The sequence below is a fragment of the Actinomadura opuntiae genome, from assembly GCF_030283205.1.
In the GTDB taxonomy this organism is placed as follows: domain Bacteria; phylum Actinomycetota; class Actinomycetes; order Streptosporangiales; family Streptosporangiaceae; genus Spirillospora.
In genome coordinates this window covers 56,541-69,651 of sequence record NZ_JASNWF010000036.1, presented here as the reverse complement: position 1 = coordinate 69,651, position 13,111 = coordinate 56,541, and the positions used below count along the sequence as shown (strand labels likewise).

14 protein-coding genes are annotated in these 13,111 nt (G+C 73.7%); 2 read left to right on the top strand and 12 right to left on the bottom strand.

Translation table 11 applies throughout. The features are described from left to right. Positions 1-181: 181 nt before the first annotated feature. The 12 genes from QP089_RS45705 to QP089_RS45650 all read right to left on the bottom strand — a co-directional run bounded on the left by QP089_RS45705 (position 182) and on the right by QP089_RS45650 (position 9,334). Positions 182-982, bottom strand: coding sequence for a DsbA family protein (locus QP089_RS45705; protein WP_285920861.1), 801 nt, complete (start codon positions 980-982; stop codon positions 182-184). A gap of 157 nt (positions 983-1,139) precedes the next feature. Then, a complete protein-coding gene (locus tag QP089_RS45700) occupies positions 1,140-1,922 on the bottom strand; it encodes a DsbA family protein (protein ID WP_285920860.1) in 783 nt (260 codons plus the stop codon). Positions 1,923-1,977: 55 nt separating this feature from the next. Then, on the bottom strand, positions 1,978-2,466 hold the full coding sequence (locus QP089_RS45695) for a vitamin K epoxide reductase family protein (RefSeq protein WP_285920859.1): 489 nt from the start codon (positions 2,464-2,466) through the stop codon (positions 1,978-1,980). A gap of 199 nt (positions 2,467-2,665) precedes the next feature. Further along, a complete protein-coding gene (gene trpA / locus QP089_RS45690) occupies positions 2,666-3,478 on the bottom strand; it encodes a tryptophan synthase subunit alpha (protein WP_285920858.1) in 813 nt (270 codons plus the stop codon). Beyond that, positions 3,475-4,707 carry a tryptophan synthase subunit beta gene (trpB, locus tag QP089_RS45685; RefSeq protein WP_285920857.1) on the bottom strand — a complete coding sequence of 411 codons (1,233 nt, stop codon included), beginning with the start codon at positions 4,705-4,707 and terminating at the stop codon, positions 3,475-3,477. The genes trpA and trpB overlap by 4 nt, the downstream gene beginning before the upstream one ends. A 135-nt stretch (positions 4,708-4,842) precedes the next feature. After that, positions 4,843-5,649: an indole-3-glycerol phosphate synthase TrpC gene (gene trpC, locus QP089_RS45680; protein WP_285920856.1), complete on the bottom strand. Its 807-nt coding sequence runs from the start codon at positions 5,647-5,649 to the stop codon at positions 4,843-4,845. A 133-nt stretch (positions 5,650-5,782) separates the two neighbouring features. After that, the gene (locus QP089_RS45675; protein ID WP_285920855.1) at positions 5,783-6,163 is read right to left on the bottom strand and encodes a DUF2752 domain-containing protein; all 381 of its coding nucleotides are present in this window, start codon (positions 6,161-6,163) and stop codon (positions 5,783-5,785) included. 138 nt (positions 6,164-6,301) lie between these two features. Further along, positions 6,302-6,961, bottom strand: a complete 660-nt coding sequence (locus QP089_RS45670; RefSeq protein WP_285920854.1) for a response regulator transcription factor — start codon at positions 6,959-6,961, stop codon at positions 6,302-6,304. Then, positions 6,958-7,644: a Trp biosynthesis-associated membrane protein gene (locus tag QP089_RS45665; protein WP_285920853.1), complete on the bottom strand. Its 687-nt coding sequence runs from the start codon at positions 7,642-7,644 to the stop codon at positions 6,958-6,960. Before QP089_RS45665 ends, QP089_RS45670 begins: the two co-directional genes overlap by 4 nt. Further along, entirely contained in the window at positions 7,641-8,024 is a 384-nt protein-coding gene (hisI, locus tag QP089_RS45660; protein ID WP_285920852.1) for a phosphoribosyl-AMP cyclohydrolase, read from the bottom strand. The genes QP089_RS45665 and hisI overlap by 4 nt, the downstream gene beginning before the upstream one ends. 161 nt (positions 8,025-8,185) lie before the next feature. Then, positions 8,186-8,392, bottom strand: a complete 207-nt coding sequence (locus QP089_RS45655) for a cold-shock protein (protein ID WP_030144886.1) — start codon at positions 8,390-8,392, stop codon at positions 8,186-8,188. 252 nt (positions 8,393-8,644) lie between these two features. Then, positions 8,645-9,334 carry a TIGR03085 family metal-binding protein gene (locus QP089_RS45650; RefSeq protein ID WP_285920851.1) on the bottom strand — a complete coding sequence of 230 codons (690 nt, stop codon included), beginning with the start codon at positions 9,332-9,334 and terminating at the stop codon, positions 8,645-8,647. A gap of 51 nt (positions 9,335-9,385) precedes the next feature. On the opposite strand from QP089_RS45650, the gene QP089_RS45645 reads away from it, so the two are divergent. Next, positions 9,386-11,317 (top strand): ABC transporter ATP-binding protein, encoded by a 1,932-nt coding sequence (locus tag QP089_RS45645; RefSeq protein ID WP_446474147.1) that lies wholly within the window; start codon positions 9,386-9,388, stop codon positions 11,315-11,317. Further along, on the top strand, positions 11,314-13,104 hold the full coding sequence (locus tag QP089_RS45640) for an ABC transporter ATP-binding protein (protein WP_285920850.1): 1,791 nt from the start codon (positions 11,314-11,316) through the stop codon (positions 13,102-13,104). Before QP089_RS45645 ends, QP089_RS45640 begins: the two co-directional genes overlap by 4 nt. Positions 13,105-13,111 lie beyond the last annotated feature (7 nt).

Below are 13,111 nucleotides of genomic sequence, written 5' to 3'. Positions count from 1 at the left end.
GCCCTGCGACGGGCTCGGGATGAAGGCGACCGGGTGCATGACCGTTGACGTTACCGCCTCCGGCGGCATGGGGCGGAAACGTCCGCGCCACCGACAGCCGATCGCCGCGCTACGGACACCGGTACGAGACCGGTGCGGGACGCCGCGCGGGCGTCCCGCACCGGTCCCGGCCGGGGGCGGCTCAGCCCTGCGACGGGCGCGTTCCCGCCGACCGCGGGGTGCCGGAGCCGGCCTTGGCGACGGCCTTCTCCAGGCCGTCCGGGGAGCCGAGGGCGTCGTCGCCGAGCTGCCTGCCGTTCAGCGCGAGGTAGGGCGTCGCGGTCACCCCGGCCTTGCCGGCGTAGGCGGTGGCCCGGTCGACCTGGCCCAGCTTCTGCCCGCCGTTCACGCACGCGGCGAACGAGGGGGCGGTGACGCCGAGCCGCGCCGCCCACTTGATCAGGTCGGCGTTGGGGAAGCCCTTGTCGCCCTCGGGCGGCTGCTCGGCGTACAGCTTGTCGTGGTACTTGACCCAGTGGTCGGCCGGCATGCAGGCGGCGGCGTTGGCGGCGCGCCGCGAGTTCGACATCAGCGGGTCCTGCTGGAACAGCTGGAACGGCCGGTAGACGACCCTGACCTTGCCTTCGGCGGCGAGCTTCTTCATGGTGCCGCCGACCCGGGCCTCCATGGCCTTGCAGGCGGGGCACTGGAAGTCCTCGAAGACGTCCAGGACGGGCGAGGTGACGCCGGAGTTCGCCATGGCGACCGAGCCGTCCTGCTGCCGGGTGGCGGGCGCGATCGGGCCGGTGTAGTCGTCGACCTTGGAGCCGCCGCCCCCGTTGCGGCCCACCACGACCACGACGATGACGACCACGACGGCCACCGCCGCCACGGCGCCGAGCACGACCACCAGCAGCCGCCTGCGCCGCTGGGCCGCGGCGGCCCGCCTCCGCTCGTCCGCGAGCCGGTCCCGCGCGGAACGCTCCCTGTCGGCCTTGCTCATCGATCCCCCATCGCCCGTGACGGTGTGTTGCCTGAGGACACCAGAGCGTAGTGGGACGGAGCGTCCGGCGCGGTGAGGCGGCGCGGATGGTCAGCGGGTCGGGCGGCGGCCCCCTCGGTGGCGGGCCGCCGCCTCCCCGGTCAGTTCCCGGCGGGGGTCACTTCTTGCCGGACACGGCCGCGGCCGCGTCGATGGTGACCTTGAGCGCGGACGGGTCCATGAACTGGCTGGCGTCGAGCTTCTTGCCGTCCAGGAACACCGTGGGGGTGCCGTCAATGCCGCGGGTCTGCAGGGCGTAGCTGGTCATCGAGTCCACGGTGGACTTCTTCTGCTCGTCCCGCACGCACTTCTCGAAGTTCGGGTCGCTGACGCCGACGTCCTTGCCCCACTTGACCAGGTCGTCGGGCGAGAAGCCCTTCTCGCCCTCGGCCGGCTGGAACTTGAACAGCGCGTCGTGGTAGGAGATCCACTTGTCCGCGGGGACGCACAGCGCCGCCTCGGCCGACCGCAGCGAGTTGGTCTTGACGGGGTCCTTCTGCTGGCCGAACAGGTGGAACGGCCGGTAGACGACCTTGACCTTGCCCTCGGCGGCGAGCTGCTGCACGGTCGAGCCGGTGGCCGACTCGAACTGCTTGCAGATCGGGCACTGGAAGTCCTCGAAGATCTCCAGCTCGGGCTTGGTCACGCCCGCCTTGGCCATCAGGATCGACCCGTCGGACTGCCGGCTGAGCGGGGCGAGCGCGCCCTTGTGCGCCTCGGCGTGCCCGTTCTTGTTCTTCTGGTCGATGACGAGGACGGTCGCCACCACGATCACCGCAACCGCGACCACCGCCCCGAGGACGATGGACAGCAGCCGCCGCTGCTTGGCCCGCGCCGCCTGCCGCCGCCGCTCGGCGGCGAGGCGCTCTCTCGCGGACCGCTCTCGTGCGGCCTTGCTCATTGGTACTCCTATGGATGGGGGCCGCGCGTGCTGCGTGGCGCGGGACCCGGCGGACCTAGTCGGCCTGACCGATCCGCCGGAATTCGTCGAACAGAACGAGGACGAAGAGCAGGATAGTGACGGCGTGGACCCCGCTGCACCACAGGCAGATCTTGTGCAGGACCGCCAGTTCCACCGTCACCAGGTACACCACGAACAGGACGCCGACCGAGACGGCCGCCAGCCGCCCCCAGCGCAGCGGCGGCCACTGCGAGCGCAGCGCCCAGGGGGTCAGCAGCGCGCCGAACCCGACGAAGAACGCCAGCCCGAGCAGCGGCATCGGGATGCCGGCCAGCGTGGAGTACTCGCTGGTGGTGACCGCGTGGCAGTCGACCGTGCTGGTGGCCGAGCAGACCAGCGCGCCCTCGTCGTAGTGGCTGATCGTCAGGTAGACGGAGATGCCGAGCCCGGCGAGCGTCAGCAGCCAGGCCACGGCCTGGTACCACAGGGCCGGGACGGGCGCCGCCGCCGCCGCGCGTTCCCGCGCCGTCATCTCTTGCGTCATCGTGGATCCTTCCGGGACGGCCTCCGCCGGCGAAGACACCTTACGGGAGCGGGAGGCCGTCACATGCATGAACCGGACGGCGGTGACGCGGAGTTCCCGGAACGCGGAAAAACGTCCGCGGAAACGGTCGCGCCGTTTCCGCGGACGTCGATGATCTTTCCCGGCGGGCCTCAGCCGAGGCCCTAGTCAGCGGCCCTTGTCAGCGGCCCTTGCGGACGCCCTCGGCCAGTTCCGCGGTGAGGGCGCGGACGCCGGCGAGGCCGGCGGCGAGGTCCGGGGCGTCCAGCAGCCGGCGGACGAACGCCGAGCCGACGATCACGCCGTCGGCGAAGCCGGCGACCTCGGCGGCCTGGGCGCCGTTGCTCACCCCGAGCCCGAGCCCGATCGGCAGGTCCCGGCCGGACCGCCCGATGATCTCCCGGGTGCGCTCCACGAGCCGGGGCGCGCCGGTGTCGACGGCGTTGCGGGCGCCGGTGACGCCCATCAGCGACGCCGCGTAGACGAACCCGCGGGACGCGCCGGTGATGGTCTCGATCCGCTCGTCGGTGGAGCTGAGCGCGACGAGGAACACCCGGTCGAGGCCGTGCTCGTCGGCGGCGTCGATCCACTCGCCGCCCTCCTCGGGCGTGAGGTCGGGGGTGATCAGCCCGGCGCCGCCGGCGTTGGCGAGGTCGCGGGCGAACGCGCCGACGCCGTGCCGGTCGATGGGGTTCCAGTACGTCATCACCAGCGTCGGGGCGCCGGTGGCGGCGATCGCCTCGACGGTGCGGAACACGTCGGCGACGCGGACGCCCCCGACGAGCGCCCGGTGCACGGCGTCCTGGATGACGGGGCCGTCCATCATCGGGTCGGTGTAGGGCAGCCCGATCTCGATGACGTCGCAGCCGGCGTCGACCATGGCCTTGGCGGCCTCGATGGCGCCCTCGCGGGTGGGGAACCCGGCGGGCAGGTAGCCGACGAGCGCGGCGCGGTTCTCCGCCCTGGCCTTGTCGTAGGCGTCCTTGGCGGTCACCGCTGGTCTCCTTCCGGCATCAGGCCGAAGAAGGAGGCGGCCGTGTGCATGTCCTTGTCGCCGCGTCCGGACAGGCACACCGCGATCGTGGCGTCCGGGCCCAGCTCCTTGCCGACCTTGAGCGCGCCGGCCAGCGCGTGCGCGGACTCGATCGCCGGGATGATGCCCTCGGTGCGGCACAGCAGCGAGAACGCGTCCATGGCCTCGGCGTCGGTGATCTCGCGGTACTCGGCGCGGCCGGAGTCGTGCAGCCAGGAATGCTCGGGGCCGACGCCGGGGTAGTCCAGGCCCGCGGAGATCGAGTGGGTCTCCAGGGTCTGGCCGTCGTCGTCCTGCAGCAGGTAGGTGCGCATGCCGTGGATCACGCCGAGCGAGCCGCCGACGAGCGTCGCGGCGTGCTTGCCGGACGCGACGCCGTCGCCGCCCGCCTCGAACCCGTAGAGCCGGACGGACTCGTCCGGGACGAAGGCGTGGAACATGCCGATGGCGTTGGAGCCGCCACCGACGCAGGCGACGACCGCGTCCGGCAGGGCGCCGGTCAGCTCGAGGCATTGGCGCCGCGCCTCCACGCCGATGATCCGCTGGAAGTCGCGGACCATCATCGGGAACGGGTGCGGGCCCATCACCGAGCCGATGCAGTAGTGGGTGCGGTCGACGCTGGCGACCCAGTCGCGGAACGCCTCGTTGCAGGCGTCCTTGAGGGTGCGGCTGCCGGTCCGCACCGGGATCACCTCGGCGCCGAGCATCCGCATCCGGGCGACGTTGAGGGCCTGCCGCTCGGTGTCGACCTCGCCCATGTAGACGGTGCACTCCAGGCCGAGGAGCGCCGCGGCGGTGGCGGTGGCGACGCCGTGCTGCCCGGCGCCGGTCTCGGCGATCACCCGGGTCTTGCCCATCCGCCGGGTGAGCAGCGCCTGCCCGAGCACATTGTTGATCTTGTGGGAGCCGGTGTGGTTGAGGTCCTCGCGCTTCAGCAGCACCCGGGCGCCGCCCGCGTGCTCGGCGAACCGCCCGGCCTCGGTCAGCAGGCTCGGCCGGCCCGCGTAGTTCGCGAGCAGGTCGTCGAGCTCGGCGGTGAAGGCGGGGTCGTTCTTCGCGGTCTCGAACTCGCGGGTCAGCTCGTCCAGCGCCGCCATCAGCGCCTCGGGGGCGAACCGGCCGCCGAAGGGGCCGAAGTGCCCGGTGGCGTCGGGGACGGCGGCACCGCGCGCCGCACTGTCGATGGTCATGGGAAAACGCGTCCTGTCATGCGTGTAGGGGCCTGCGTCGGACAGTCTCAGGGAGATGCGGCGAGGCCCCGCCATCGCTCGTGGAGCGGCTCTGCGGGCATGGCACGCAGCCTATCGAGTTTCCACCGCGGCCGGTCAGCCGCTCTGCCGCAGAGCCGGGTGCGCGCCCGCGGCGACCAGGTCGGCGACCGCGGTCCGCGGGTCGCGGCCGATCACCAGGCTCTCCCCCACCAGCACCGCGTCGGCGCCGCTGGAGGCGTAGGCGAGCAGGTCGTGCGGGCCCCGCACCCCCGACTCGGCGATCTTCACGACGTCCTTGGGGATCGCGGGCGCGACGCGCGCGAACACGCCCCGGTCGACCTGCAGGGTGCGCAGGTCGCGCGCGTTCACCCCGATGACCTTGGCGCCCGCGTCCACCGCGCGGGCGGCCTCCTCCTCGGTGTGCACCTCGACCAGCGGCAGCAGCCCGATCGACTCGGCGCGCTCGACCAGCGACACCAGCGCGTCCTGCTCCAGCGCGGCGACGATCAGCAGCGCCATGTCGGCGCCGTGCGCGCGCGCCTCCCACAGCTGGTAGGAGGTGACGATGAAGTCCTTGCGCAGGACGGAGACGCCGACGTTGGCGCGCACGTCCGCGAGGTCCTGCAGGCTGCCGCCGAAGCGGCGCCGCTCGGTCAGCACGCTGATCACCTTGGCGCCGCCGGCCTCGTAGTCGCGGGCGAGCGCGGCGGGGTCGGCGATCGCGGCGAGCGCGCCCTTGGACGGGCTGCTGCGCTTGACCTCGGCGATGACCGAGACGCCGGGCCCGCGCAGCGCGGCGAGCGCGTCGCGGGGGGCGGGGGCGGCGGCGGCCTTGTCCTTCAGCGCGCCGAGCGGAACCTCCCGCTGCCGTTCGGCGAGATCGGCCCGGACGCCGTCGATGATCTCGTCCAAGACGCTCACGTGGCAGGCCCCCTATTTGCGGTCGATCCGTGCACCGATCGTAGCCGCCCCCACCGACGGTCCTCGCATCCGGGAGGGGTCCTGGACGCCCGGCGGGCACGGCGCTCGCGCGCCCGGCCGCGCCGCCGGCGGGTCAGGGCGCCAGGGCGTGCGCGAACGGCAGGTTCCGCACGATCCAGTAGACGATCACCACGGCGAGGAAGGCGTACACCGCCGCCGGCCGGAACATCGCGGACCACATCGGCCGCCTCCGCACGGTGAGCACCGTCCAGCGGACGTACAGGTAGCCGAAGACGGGCAGCAGCAGGAACAGCAGCGGGTTGAACCCGAACGCGGTGCCGACATGCCCGTGCGTGAGCGCGTTGACCAGCCGTGTCGCGCCGCAGCCGGGGCAGTAGTAGCCGGTCATGGCCAGGAACGGGCAGGTCGGGTAGTGGCCCGGCTGGTTCGGGTCGACGAGCGCGACGAGCACCGACCCGGCGGCCGCCGCGGCCAGCACGGCCCCCTGCGGCATCAGCGCCCGCACCACTCCCCCGCGCCCCGGACGGCTCCCTGTCGGCGAAGGCACTGGCGCAACTGCACGGCTCACCCCACCCACCCTAAGCGCACCCCAAGCCCCGAACCTCGGCTCAAGCGACCTCGACGCCGAGGGCTACGCGTCTAACACGTACCCCACGCCGCGGACGGTGCGGATGGGGTTGTCGTGGCCGAGTTTGGCGCGCAGCTGGGCGACGTGGACGTCGACGGTGCGGCTGCCGGCGCCGGCGCCGGGGCCCCAGGCGGCGTCGAGGAGCTGTTCGCGGCTGAAGACGCGGCCGGGGTTGGCCATCAGGAACTCGAGGAGGTCGAACTCGGTGACGGTGAGGGCGACGCGGCGGTCGCCGACGGCGACGGTGCGGTCGCGGGGGTCGACGGCGACGGGTCCGGCGCGCAGGGGGCCGGGCGCGGGGAGGGGGCCGCGGCGGCGCAGCGCGTCGGCGACGGCGGCGACCAGCACGCGGGGGCCGAAGGGGCGGTCGACTTGGTGCTCGCCGAGGGCGCGGGAGATCGCGGGGTCGAGGGGGCCGGTGACCGCCACGACGGGCGCGGGGCGGGCGGCCTCGGCGACGCGGCGGTACAGGTCGGCGGGCAGCGCGCTGGTGGACAGGTCGAGGACGACGACGTCGGGCCGGGCGCGTTCGGCGGCGGCGGGCGCGCGCCCGGGGTCGGCCTCGATCCGCACGTCGTAGCCCTCGCGGGCGAGGTAGCGGCGCTGGAGTTCGGCGACGGCGGGGTCGTGCTCGGCGACCAGGACCAGGCCGTCGGCGGTCACGGGCGGCCGTTCCGGTGCGCGGCGGGGTCGCCCTCCTCGCGTCCGGCCGGGTCCTGGTCGGCGGGGCCGGCGGGCTCGTCCGCGGCGGTCGGGTCCTCTCCGCGGTCGAGGGACTTCCACAGGGCGGACGGGTCCTGCGCGGGGGCGCCGCTCCCGGCGGCCTTCCGCCGGGCGGCGGGACGGGACGCGGGGGCGCCGGCCCGCTCGTAGCGGGCGGACATGCCGGGCCAGCGGGTGCCGCGGACGGCGGCGACCAGCCCGCCGGCGACGAGCAGGACGCCGCCGGTCACCGAGGCCATCCACCACAGGTTCACCGCGAGCGAGGGGTGCGCGCCGATCTTCAGCAGGGCGCTCTTGTCGCCGGCCACCGACAGCACGTGGCCGCGCTGGACGGCGGCGGCGGAGGCGTAGACGACGCCGGCGCCGAACAGGGCGATGAGGACGCCGACGCCCGTCCGGACGCGGCCCCGGGTGGCGAACAGGGCGGCGAGCCCGGCGAGGCCGGCCCAGCCGAGCGCGGTCGCGGTGCCGCCGAGGTCGTGGCCGGTCAGGTGCTGGGAGAACGGGGTGATGGCGTCCTCGGCCTTGACCGTGGCCCAGGTGCGGCTCCCGGCGAGCAGGGCCAGGCCCGCGCCGGCGGCGCACAGCAGCGCGGTGAGGCCGCGCTCACGCCCGGGGGTCATGAGCGGGCGTCAGGGCGTTCCCCGACCACGGCGTCGAGCACGTCGGCGTCCCAGCAGGTGCGGTCGCCGGTGTGGCAGGCGGCGCCGACCTGGTCGACCTTGACCAGGATCGCGTCGGCGTCGCAGTCGAGGGCGACGGACTTCACCCACTGCTGGTGGCCGGAGGTCTCGCCCTTGACCCAGTACTCCCGCCGGCTGCGCGACCAGTAGGTGCAGCGGCCGGTGGTGAGGGTGCGGTGCAGGGCCTCGTCGTCCATCCAGCCGAGCATGAGCACCTCGCCGGTGTCGTACTGCTGGGCGATCGCGGGCACGAGTCCGCTCGCGTCGCGCTTCAGCCGCTCGGCGATCTTCGGGTCCAGGTCGGACGGGGGAACGGGCATGCGTCCATTGTGCCGGGTGGGTCCCGGTACCCGTGACGGCCCCCGGCGCCGGGCCGCGGTGCGGGCGGCGTGCGGGACGGCGGTGCGGGACGGCGGGAGACGAAAGGGCCCGCCTACCCCTGGGAGAGGGGGAGACGGGCCCAGACGTACGACTGCGGGTGTTACAGGGGGACGACCTGGTCGGCCTGCGGACCCCGGTTACCCTGCGTCACCTCGAACTGGACGCGCTGGTTCTCGTCCAGCGAGCGGTACCCGGAGGACTGGATGGCCGAGTAGTGCACGAAGACGTCCGGTCCTCCGCCGTCCACGGCGATGAAGCCGAAGCCCTTCTCGGCGTTGAACCACTTCACGGTGCCCTGCTGGGGCATGTCTTTCTCCTTGCGGCAAAACACGGGCCCACACCTCGCGGACCCGGCGCGGTCGCTGCGGAACGCTCTCGCCCCCGGTACGGTCCCGGAAAAGCCAAAACGCCCGCTGCCATCAGTTCGCGGGCGTCTGGACAAACGATCGAGAACCACGACTGCAACCGACAGCCCCACCGTATCACCGGTTCCGCGTAAAACGCAGGAGCGGGAAGGCTTGCGTTTCTCCTCTCGGCGAACCCTGCCGTTACCTGCCCGTTAAAGACTCCAACCGGTCTCGGTCAGGGTCTTGACAGAGTCCGTGGGCCCGGTGAGGCGGACGCGGGCGACGTCCGTGCGGCCGAGCGCCCACAGGACGAGTTCGCCGACCGGGCCGTGCACCCGCACGGGGCCGGAGCCGCCGCCGGAGCCGCCGCGCCCGCCGCCGCCCCGCGCGCGGCCGCCGCCGGACACCCGGGCGCTGCGTCCGTCGGGCCGCACCAGCGTTACCTCGACGTGAACTTTTCTTAGGACAAAGCGGGCAATTTTTATCCGTCGCCAGAGAAGTTCCTCGAGTTCACCGGACAGCTCCCTGGGCTCCCAGTCCGGCCGGGCCCGGCGGATGTCCTCATGGTGAACAAAGAACTCGACACCGTTGGCGATTTTGTCCACCCCCGGAAGCGCGTACGGCGAGAACTTCGGCGGACCCTGCCCGAACCGTTCCACCAGCCGCTCGAACGGGAGGGCACGCGCGGTGCGGCGCCGGACGCGCTCGGTGTAGAAGGCCAGCGGGGGCAGCAGGATTCCCGGCCCGGCGTCCGGCCGCCCCTCCCGGACGACCAGGTGCGCGGCCAGGTCGCGGGCGTCCCAGCCGCCGCACCGGGTGGGGGCGTCGGGTCCCGCCTCGGCCAGGGCGCCGGCCAGCAGGCCGCGCTCGCGCCGGACGGGGTCGTCCTCGGGCGTGCTCATTGGATGATCGTAGGCCGCCGCGCCCCGCTCGGGAATAAGCGCCCGGGCCGCATGGTAAGGACTATTCAGGCCCGAACCCCCACAACCCCGTACGCAGGGGGCAACGCCCCGGGTCGCCGTGCCGTGATCGAGGAGTCAGCCGTGCCGCCTGCGTCCAGACGCGTAAGCCCCCATGTCCTGCGCGAGGGGATGCGGGTGCTGTGGGTCGCCGTCCGCGCCGAACCGCGGGTCTTCACCGTGTCGGTCGTCGCCAGCGCGGTGTACGCGGCGATGACCGTCGCGACCGCCCAGGTGCTCGGCTGGGCGACGCAGACCGTCGTCGTCCCGGCGTTCCGGGACGGGCACACGACGGCCGGGGCGCTGTCGGGCGCGGCGGCGGCGATCGTCGGCGTCGCGCTGCTGAAGGCGCTCGGCGTCGCGGGCCGCCGCTTCTACGCGGGGCTGATGCAGTACCGGATGCAGGCCGCCTACCGCCGGTCGGTGACCCGGCAGTACCTGCGGCTGCCGCTGGCCTGGCACCACCGCCACCCGACCGGGCAGCTGCTGTCGAACGCCAACGCCGACGTGGAGGCGGTGTGGGCGCCGATCGCGCCGCTGCCGATGGCGGTCGGCGTGGTGTTCATGCTGCTGATCGCGGCGGTGTCGATCCTGCTCACCGATGTCGCGGTGGCCGTGGTCGGCTTCCTGATCTTCCCGGCGATCGCGCTGATCAACGTGGTGTACCAGCGCCGGCTCGCGCCCGTGGCGACGCGGGCGCAGCAGCTGCGCGCCGAGGTCAGCGAGGTCGCGCACGAGAGCTTCGAGGGCGGCCTGGTGGTCAAGACCCTCGGCCGGGAGGGGTCGGAGACCGAGCGGTTCCGGGAGCGGGCGCACGAGCTGCGCGACGCCAACATCGCGGTCGGCCGGATCCGGGGGCTGTTCGACCCGGTGCTGGAGGCGCTGCCGAACCTCGGCGTGCTGGCCGTCCTGCTGATCGGGTCGGTGCGGCTGGACTCCGGCGCGATGACGGCCGGCGACCTGGTGCACGTGTCGTACCTGTTCACGCTGCTGTCGTGGCCGATCCGGGCGCTCGGCTGGGTGCTGGCGGAGGTGCCGCGCAGCGTCGTCGGGTGGGAGCGGGTCCGCGGCGTGCTGGACGCGACGGGGTCGCTGCCGTTCGGGGACGCGGCGCTCGGCGAGGACAAGGCCGCCGCGCTGGAGGTCCGCGACGTCCGGTTCGGCTACGCGAGCGCCGGCGGGGACCGCGAGGTGCTGCACGACGTGTCGTTCACCGCCTCCCCCGGACGGACGGTCGCGCTGGTCGGCCCCACCGGCTCCGGCAAGTCGACGCTCACCTCGCTGCTGGTGCGGCTGGTCGACCCGGCCGACGGGTCGGTCCTGCTGGACGGGGTCGACCTGCGGGACGTCCGGCGGGGCGGCGTCGCCGAGACGGCCGCGCTGGTCCCGCAGCAGACGTTCCTGTTCGACGACACCGTCCGCGGGAACGTGACACTCGGCCTGGACGTCCCCGACGAGCGCGTCTGGGAGGCGCTGCGGCTCGCGCAGGCCGACGGGTTCGTCGCCGCGCTCGCCGACGGCCTCGACACGCGGGTCGGCGAGCGGGGCGCGTCGCTGTCGGGCGGGCAGCGGCAGCGGCTCGCGCTGGCGCGGGCGCTGGTGCGGCGGCCCCGGCTGCTCGTGCTGGACGACGCGACGTCCAGCGTCGACCCGCAGGTGGAGGCGCGCATCCTGCAGAGCCTGCGGGAGGCGCAGACGGCCGGCGAGGACGGCGGCGGCGCGACCGTCGTGGTCGTCGCCTACCGCAAGGCCACGATCTCGCTGGCCGACGAGGTCGTGTACCTGGACCACGGCCGCGTCACCGCGCGCGGCACCCACGCCGAGCTGCTGGAGACGTCCGCGGGCTACCGCGAGCTCGTCACCGCCTACGAGAGGGCGGAAGCGGATCAAGAGGCGTTCGACGGCGGCGAGGAGGCCCTGGCGTGAGCACGCTCACCGGCATTGACGAGACGTCCACGACCGAGGGCGGGCTGTCGACGCTGCGCCGCGGCCTGCGGCTCAGCCCGGAGTTCCGGGCGGGCCTGGCGGGGACGCTGGTGCTCGCGCTGCTGTCGACGGCGGGCCGGGTGGTGGTCCCGATCGCCGTGCAGCAGACGATGGACAAGGGCCTGGACCGCGCCGGCGGCCCCGACATCGGCTACATCCGCTCGGCGGTGCTGCTGTGCGCGGTCGCGGTGCTGCTGACGGCCCTGTGCGCGTACGCGATGAACGTCCGGCTCTACAAGACGTCCGAGGGCGGGTTGGCGGGGCTGCGGGTCAAGGCGTTCCGGCACGTCCACGACCTGTCGATGCTGACGCAGAGCGGCGAGCGGCGCGGCTCGCTGGTGTCGCGGGTGACCTCGGACGTCGACCAGATCAGCAACTTCATGCAGTCCGGCGGGCTGATGTTCATCGTGTCGATCGGGCAGCTGCTCGTCGCGAGCGTGCTGATGCTGGTCTACTCGTGGCAGCTGGCGCTGCTGGTGTGGGCGGCGTTCCTGCCGCTGGCGTTCGCGCTGCGCCGCTTCCAGCGGATCGTGTCGGCCCGCTACATGCAGGTGCGCGAGCGGATGGGCGACCTGCTGGCCGCGGTGAGCGAGTCGGTGGTGGGCGCGGCCGTCATCCGCGCCCACGCCTCCGAGGAGCGCACCGCGCACCGCGTCGACGCGACGGTCGACGACTACCGCAGCACGCAGACGCGCGCGCAGGCGATGGTCGCGCTGACGTTCCCGGTGAGCGAGCTGGTCGCGGCCACCGCCACCGCCGGGGTGGTCGTCGTGGGGACGCTGCTCGGCATCGGCGGCCACCTGACCGCCGGTGAGCTGGTGGCGTTCCTGTTCCTGGTCACCCTGTTCGTCAGCCCGATGCAGACGGCGACGGAGGTGCTCAACGAGGCGCAGAACGCCATCGCCGGGTGGCGGCGCGTGCTGGGGGTCCTCGACACCGTCCCGGACGTCGCCGACCCCGGCGAGGACGGCGAGACGCTGCCGCGCGGCCCGATCGAGGTGCGGTTCGAGTCGGTCGGGTTCGCCTACCCGGGCGGCCCGCCCGTGCTGCACGACGTGACCGCGGAGATCGCGCCGCGCAGCCGCGTCGCGATCGTCGGGCAGACGGGGTCGGGCAAGACGACGTTCGCCAAGCTGCTCACCCGCCTGATGGACCCGGTGTCCGGGCGGGTGCTCGTCGACGGCGTGCCGCTGGACCGGGTGCGGTTCTCCTCGCTGCGCGAGCGGATCGTCATGGTGCCGCAGGACGGCTTCCTGTTCGACGCCTCCCTCGCCGACAACATCCGCTACGGCCGTCCGGACGCCACCGACGGCGACCTCGCCCTGGCGGTGGCGGAGCTGGGCCTCGCCGACTGGCTGGAGGGCCTGCCGCAGGGCCTGGACACCCCGGTCGGGCAGCGCGGCGAGTCGCTGTCGGCGGGCGAGCGGCAGCTCGTGGCGCTGGCCCGCGCCTACATCGCCGATCCCGACCTGCTCGTGCTGGACGAGGCGACCTCCGCGGTCGACCCGGCCACCGAGGTCCGGATCCAGCGCGCCCTGGAGGGGGCGACCCGCGGCCGCACCGCGGTCTCCATCGCGCACCGGCTGTCCACCGCCGAGGCGGCCGACGAGGTGATCGTCTTCGAGGCGGGTCGGATCGTGCAGCGCGGCCCGCACGCCGAGCTCGTCGCCCGGCCGGGCGTCTACGCCGACCTGCACGCCTCCTGGATCGCCCAGAGAAGCATCTAGGGACCAA

Bases quoted from the DNA above. Each gene is read 5' to 3' on its own strand.
- QP089_RS45705 (WP_285920861.1), bottom strand. From the start codon at position 982: ATGAGCAAGGCCGACAGGGAGCGTTCCGCGCGGGACCGGCTCGCGGAC.
- QP089_RS45700 (WP_285920860.1), bottom strand. From the start codon at position 1,922: ATGAGCAAGGCCGCACGAGAGCGGTCCGCGAGAGAGCGCCTCGCCGCC.
- QP089_RS45695 (WP_285920859.1), bottom strand. From the start codon at position 2,466: ATGACGCAAGAGATGACGGCGCGGGAACGCGCGGCGGCGGCGGCGCCC.
- trpB (WP_285920857.1), bottom strand. From the start codon at position 4,707: ATGACCATCGACAGTGCGGCGCGCGGTGCCGCCGTCCCCGACGCCACC.
- QP089_RS45675 (WP_285920855.1), bottom strand. From the start codon at position 6,163: ATGCCGCAGGGGGCCGTGCTGGCCGCGGCGGCCGCCGGGTCGGTGCTC.
- QP089_RS45665 (WP_285920853.1), bottom strand. From the start codon at position 7,644: ATGACCCCCGGGCGTGAGCGCGGCCTCACCGCGCTGCTGTGCGCCGCC.
- hisI (WP_285920852.1), bottom strand. From the start codon at position 8,024: ATGCCCGTTCCCCCGTCCGACCTGGACCCGAAGATCGCCGAGCGGCTG.
- QP089_RS45655 (WP_030144886.1), bottom strand. From the start codon at position 8,392: ATGCCCCAGCAGGGCACCGTGAAGTGGTTCAACGCCGAGAAGGGCTTC.
- QP089_RS45650 (WP_285920851.1), bottom strand. From the start codon at position 9,334: ATGAGCACGCCCGAGGACGACCCCGTCCGGCGCGAGCGCGGCCTGCTG.
- QP089_RS45645 (WP_446474147.1), top strand. From the start codon at position 9,386: ATGGTAAGGACTATTCAGGCCCGAACCCCCACAACCCCGTACGCAGGG.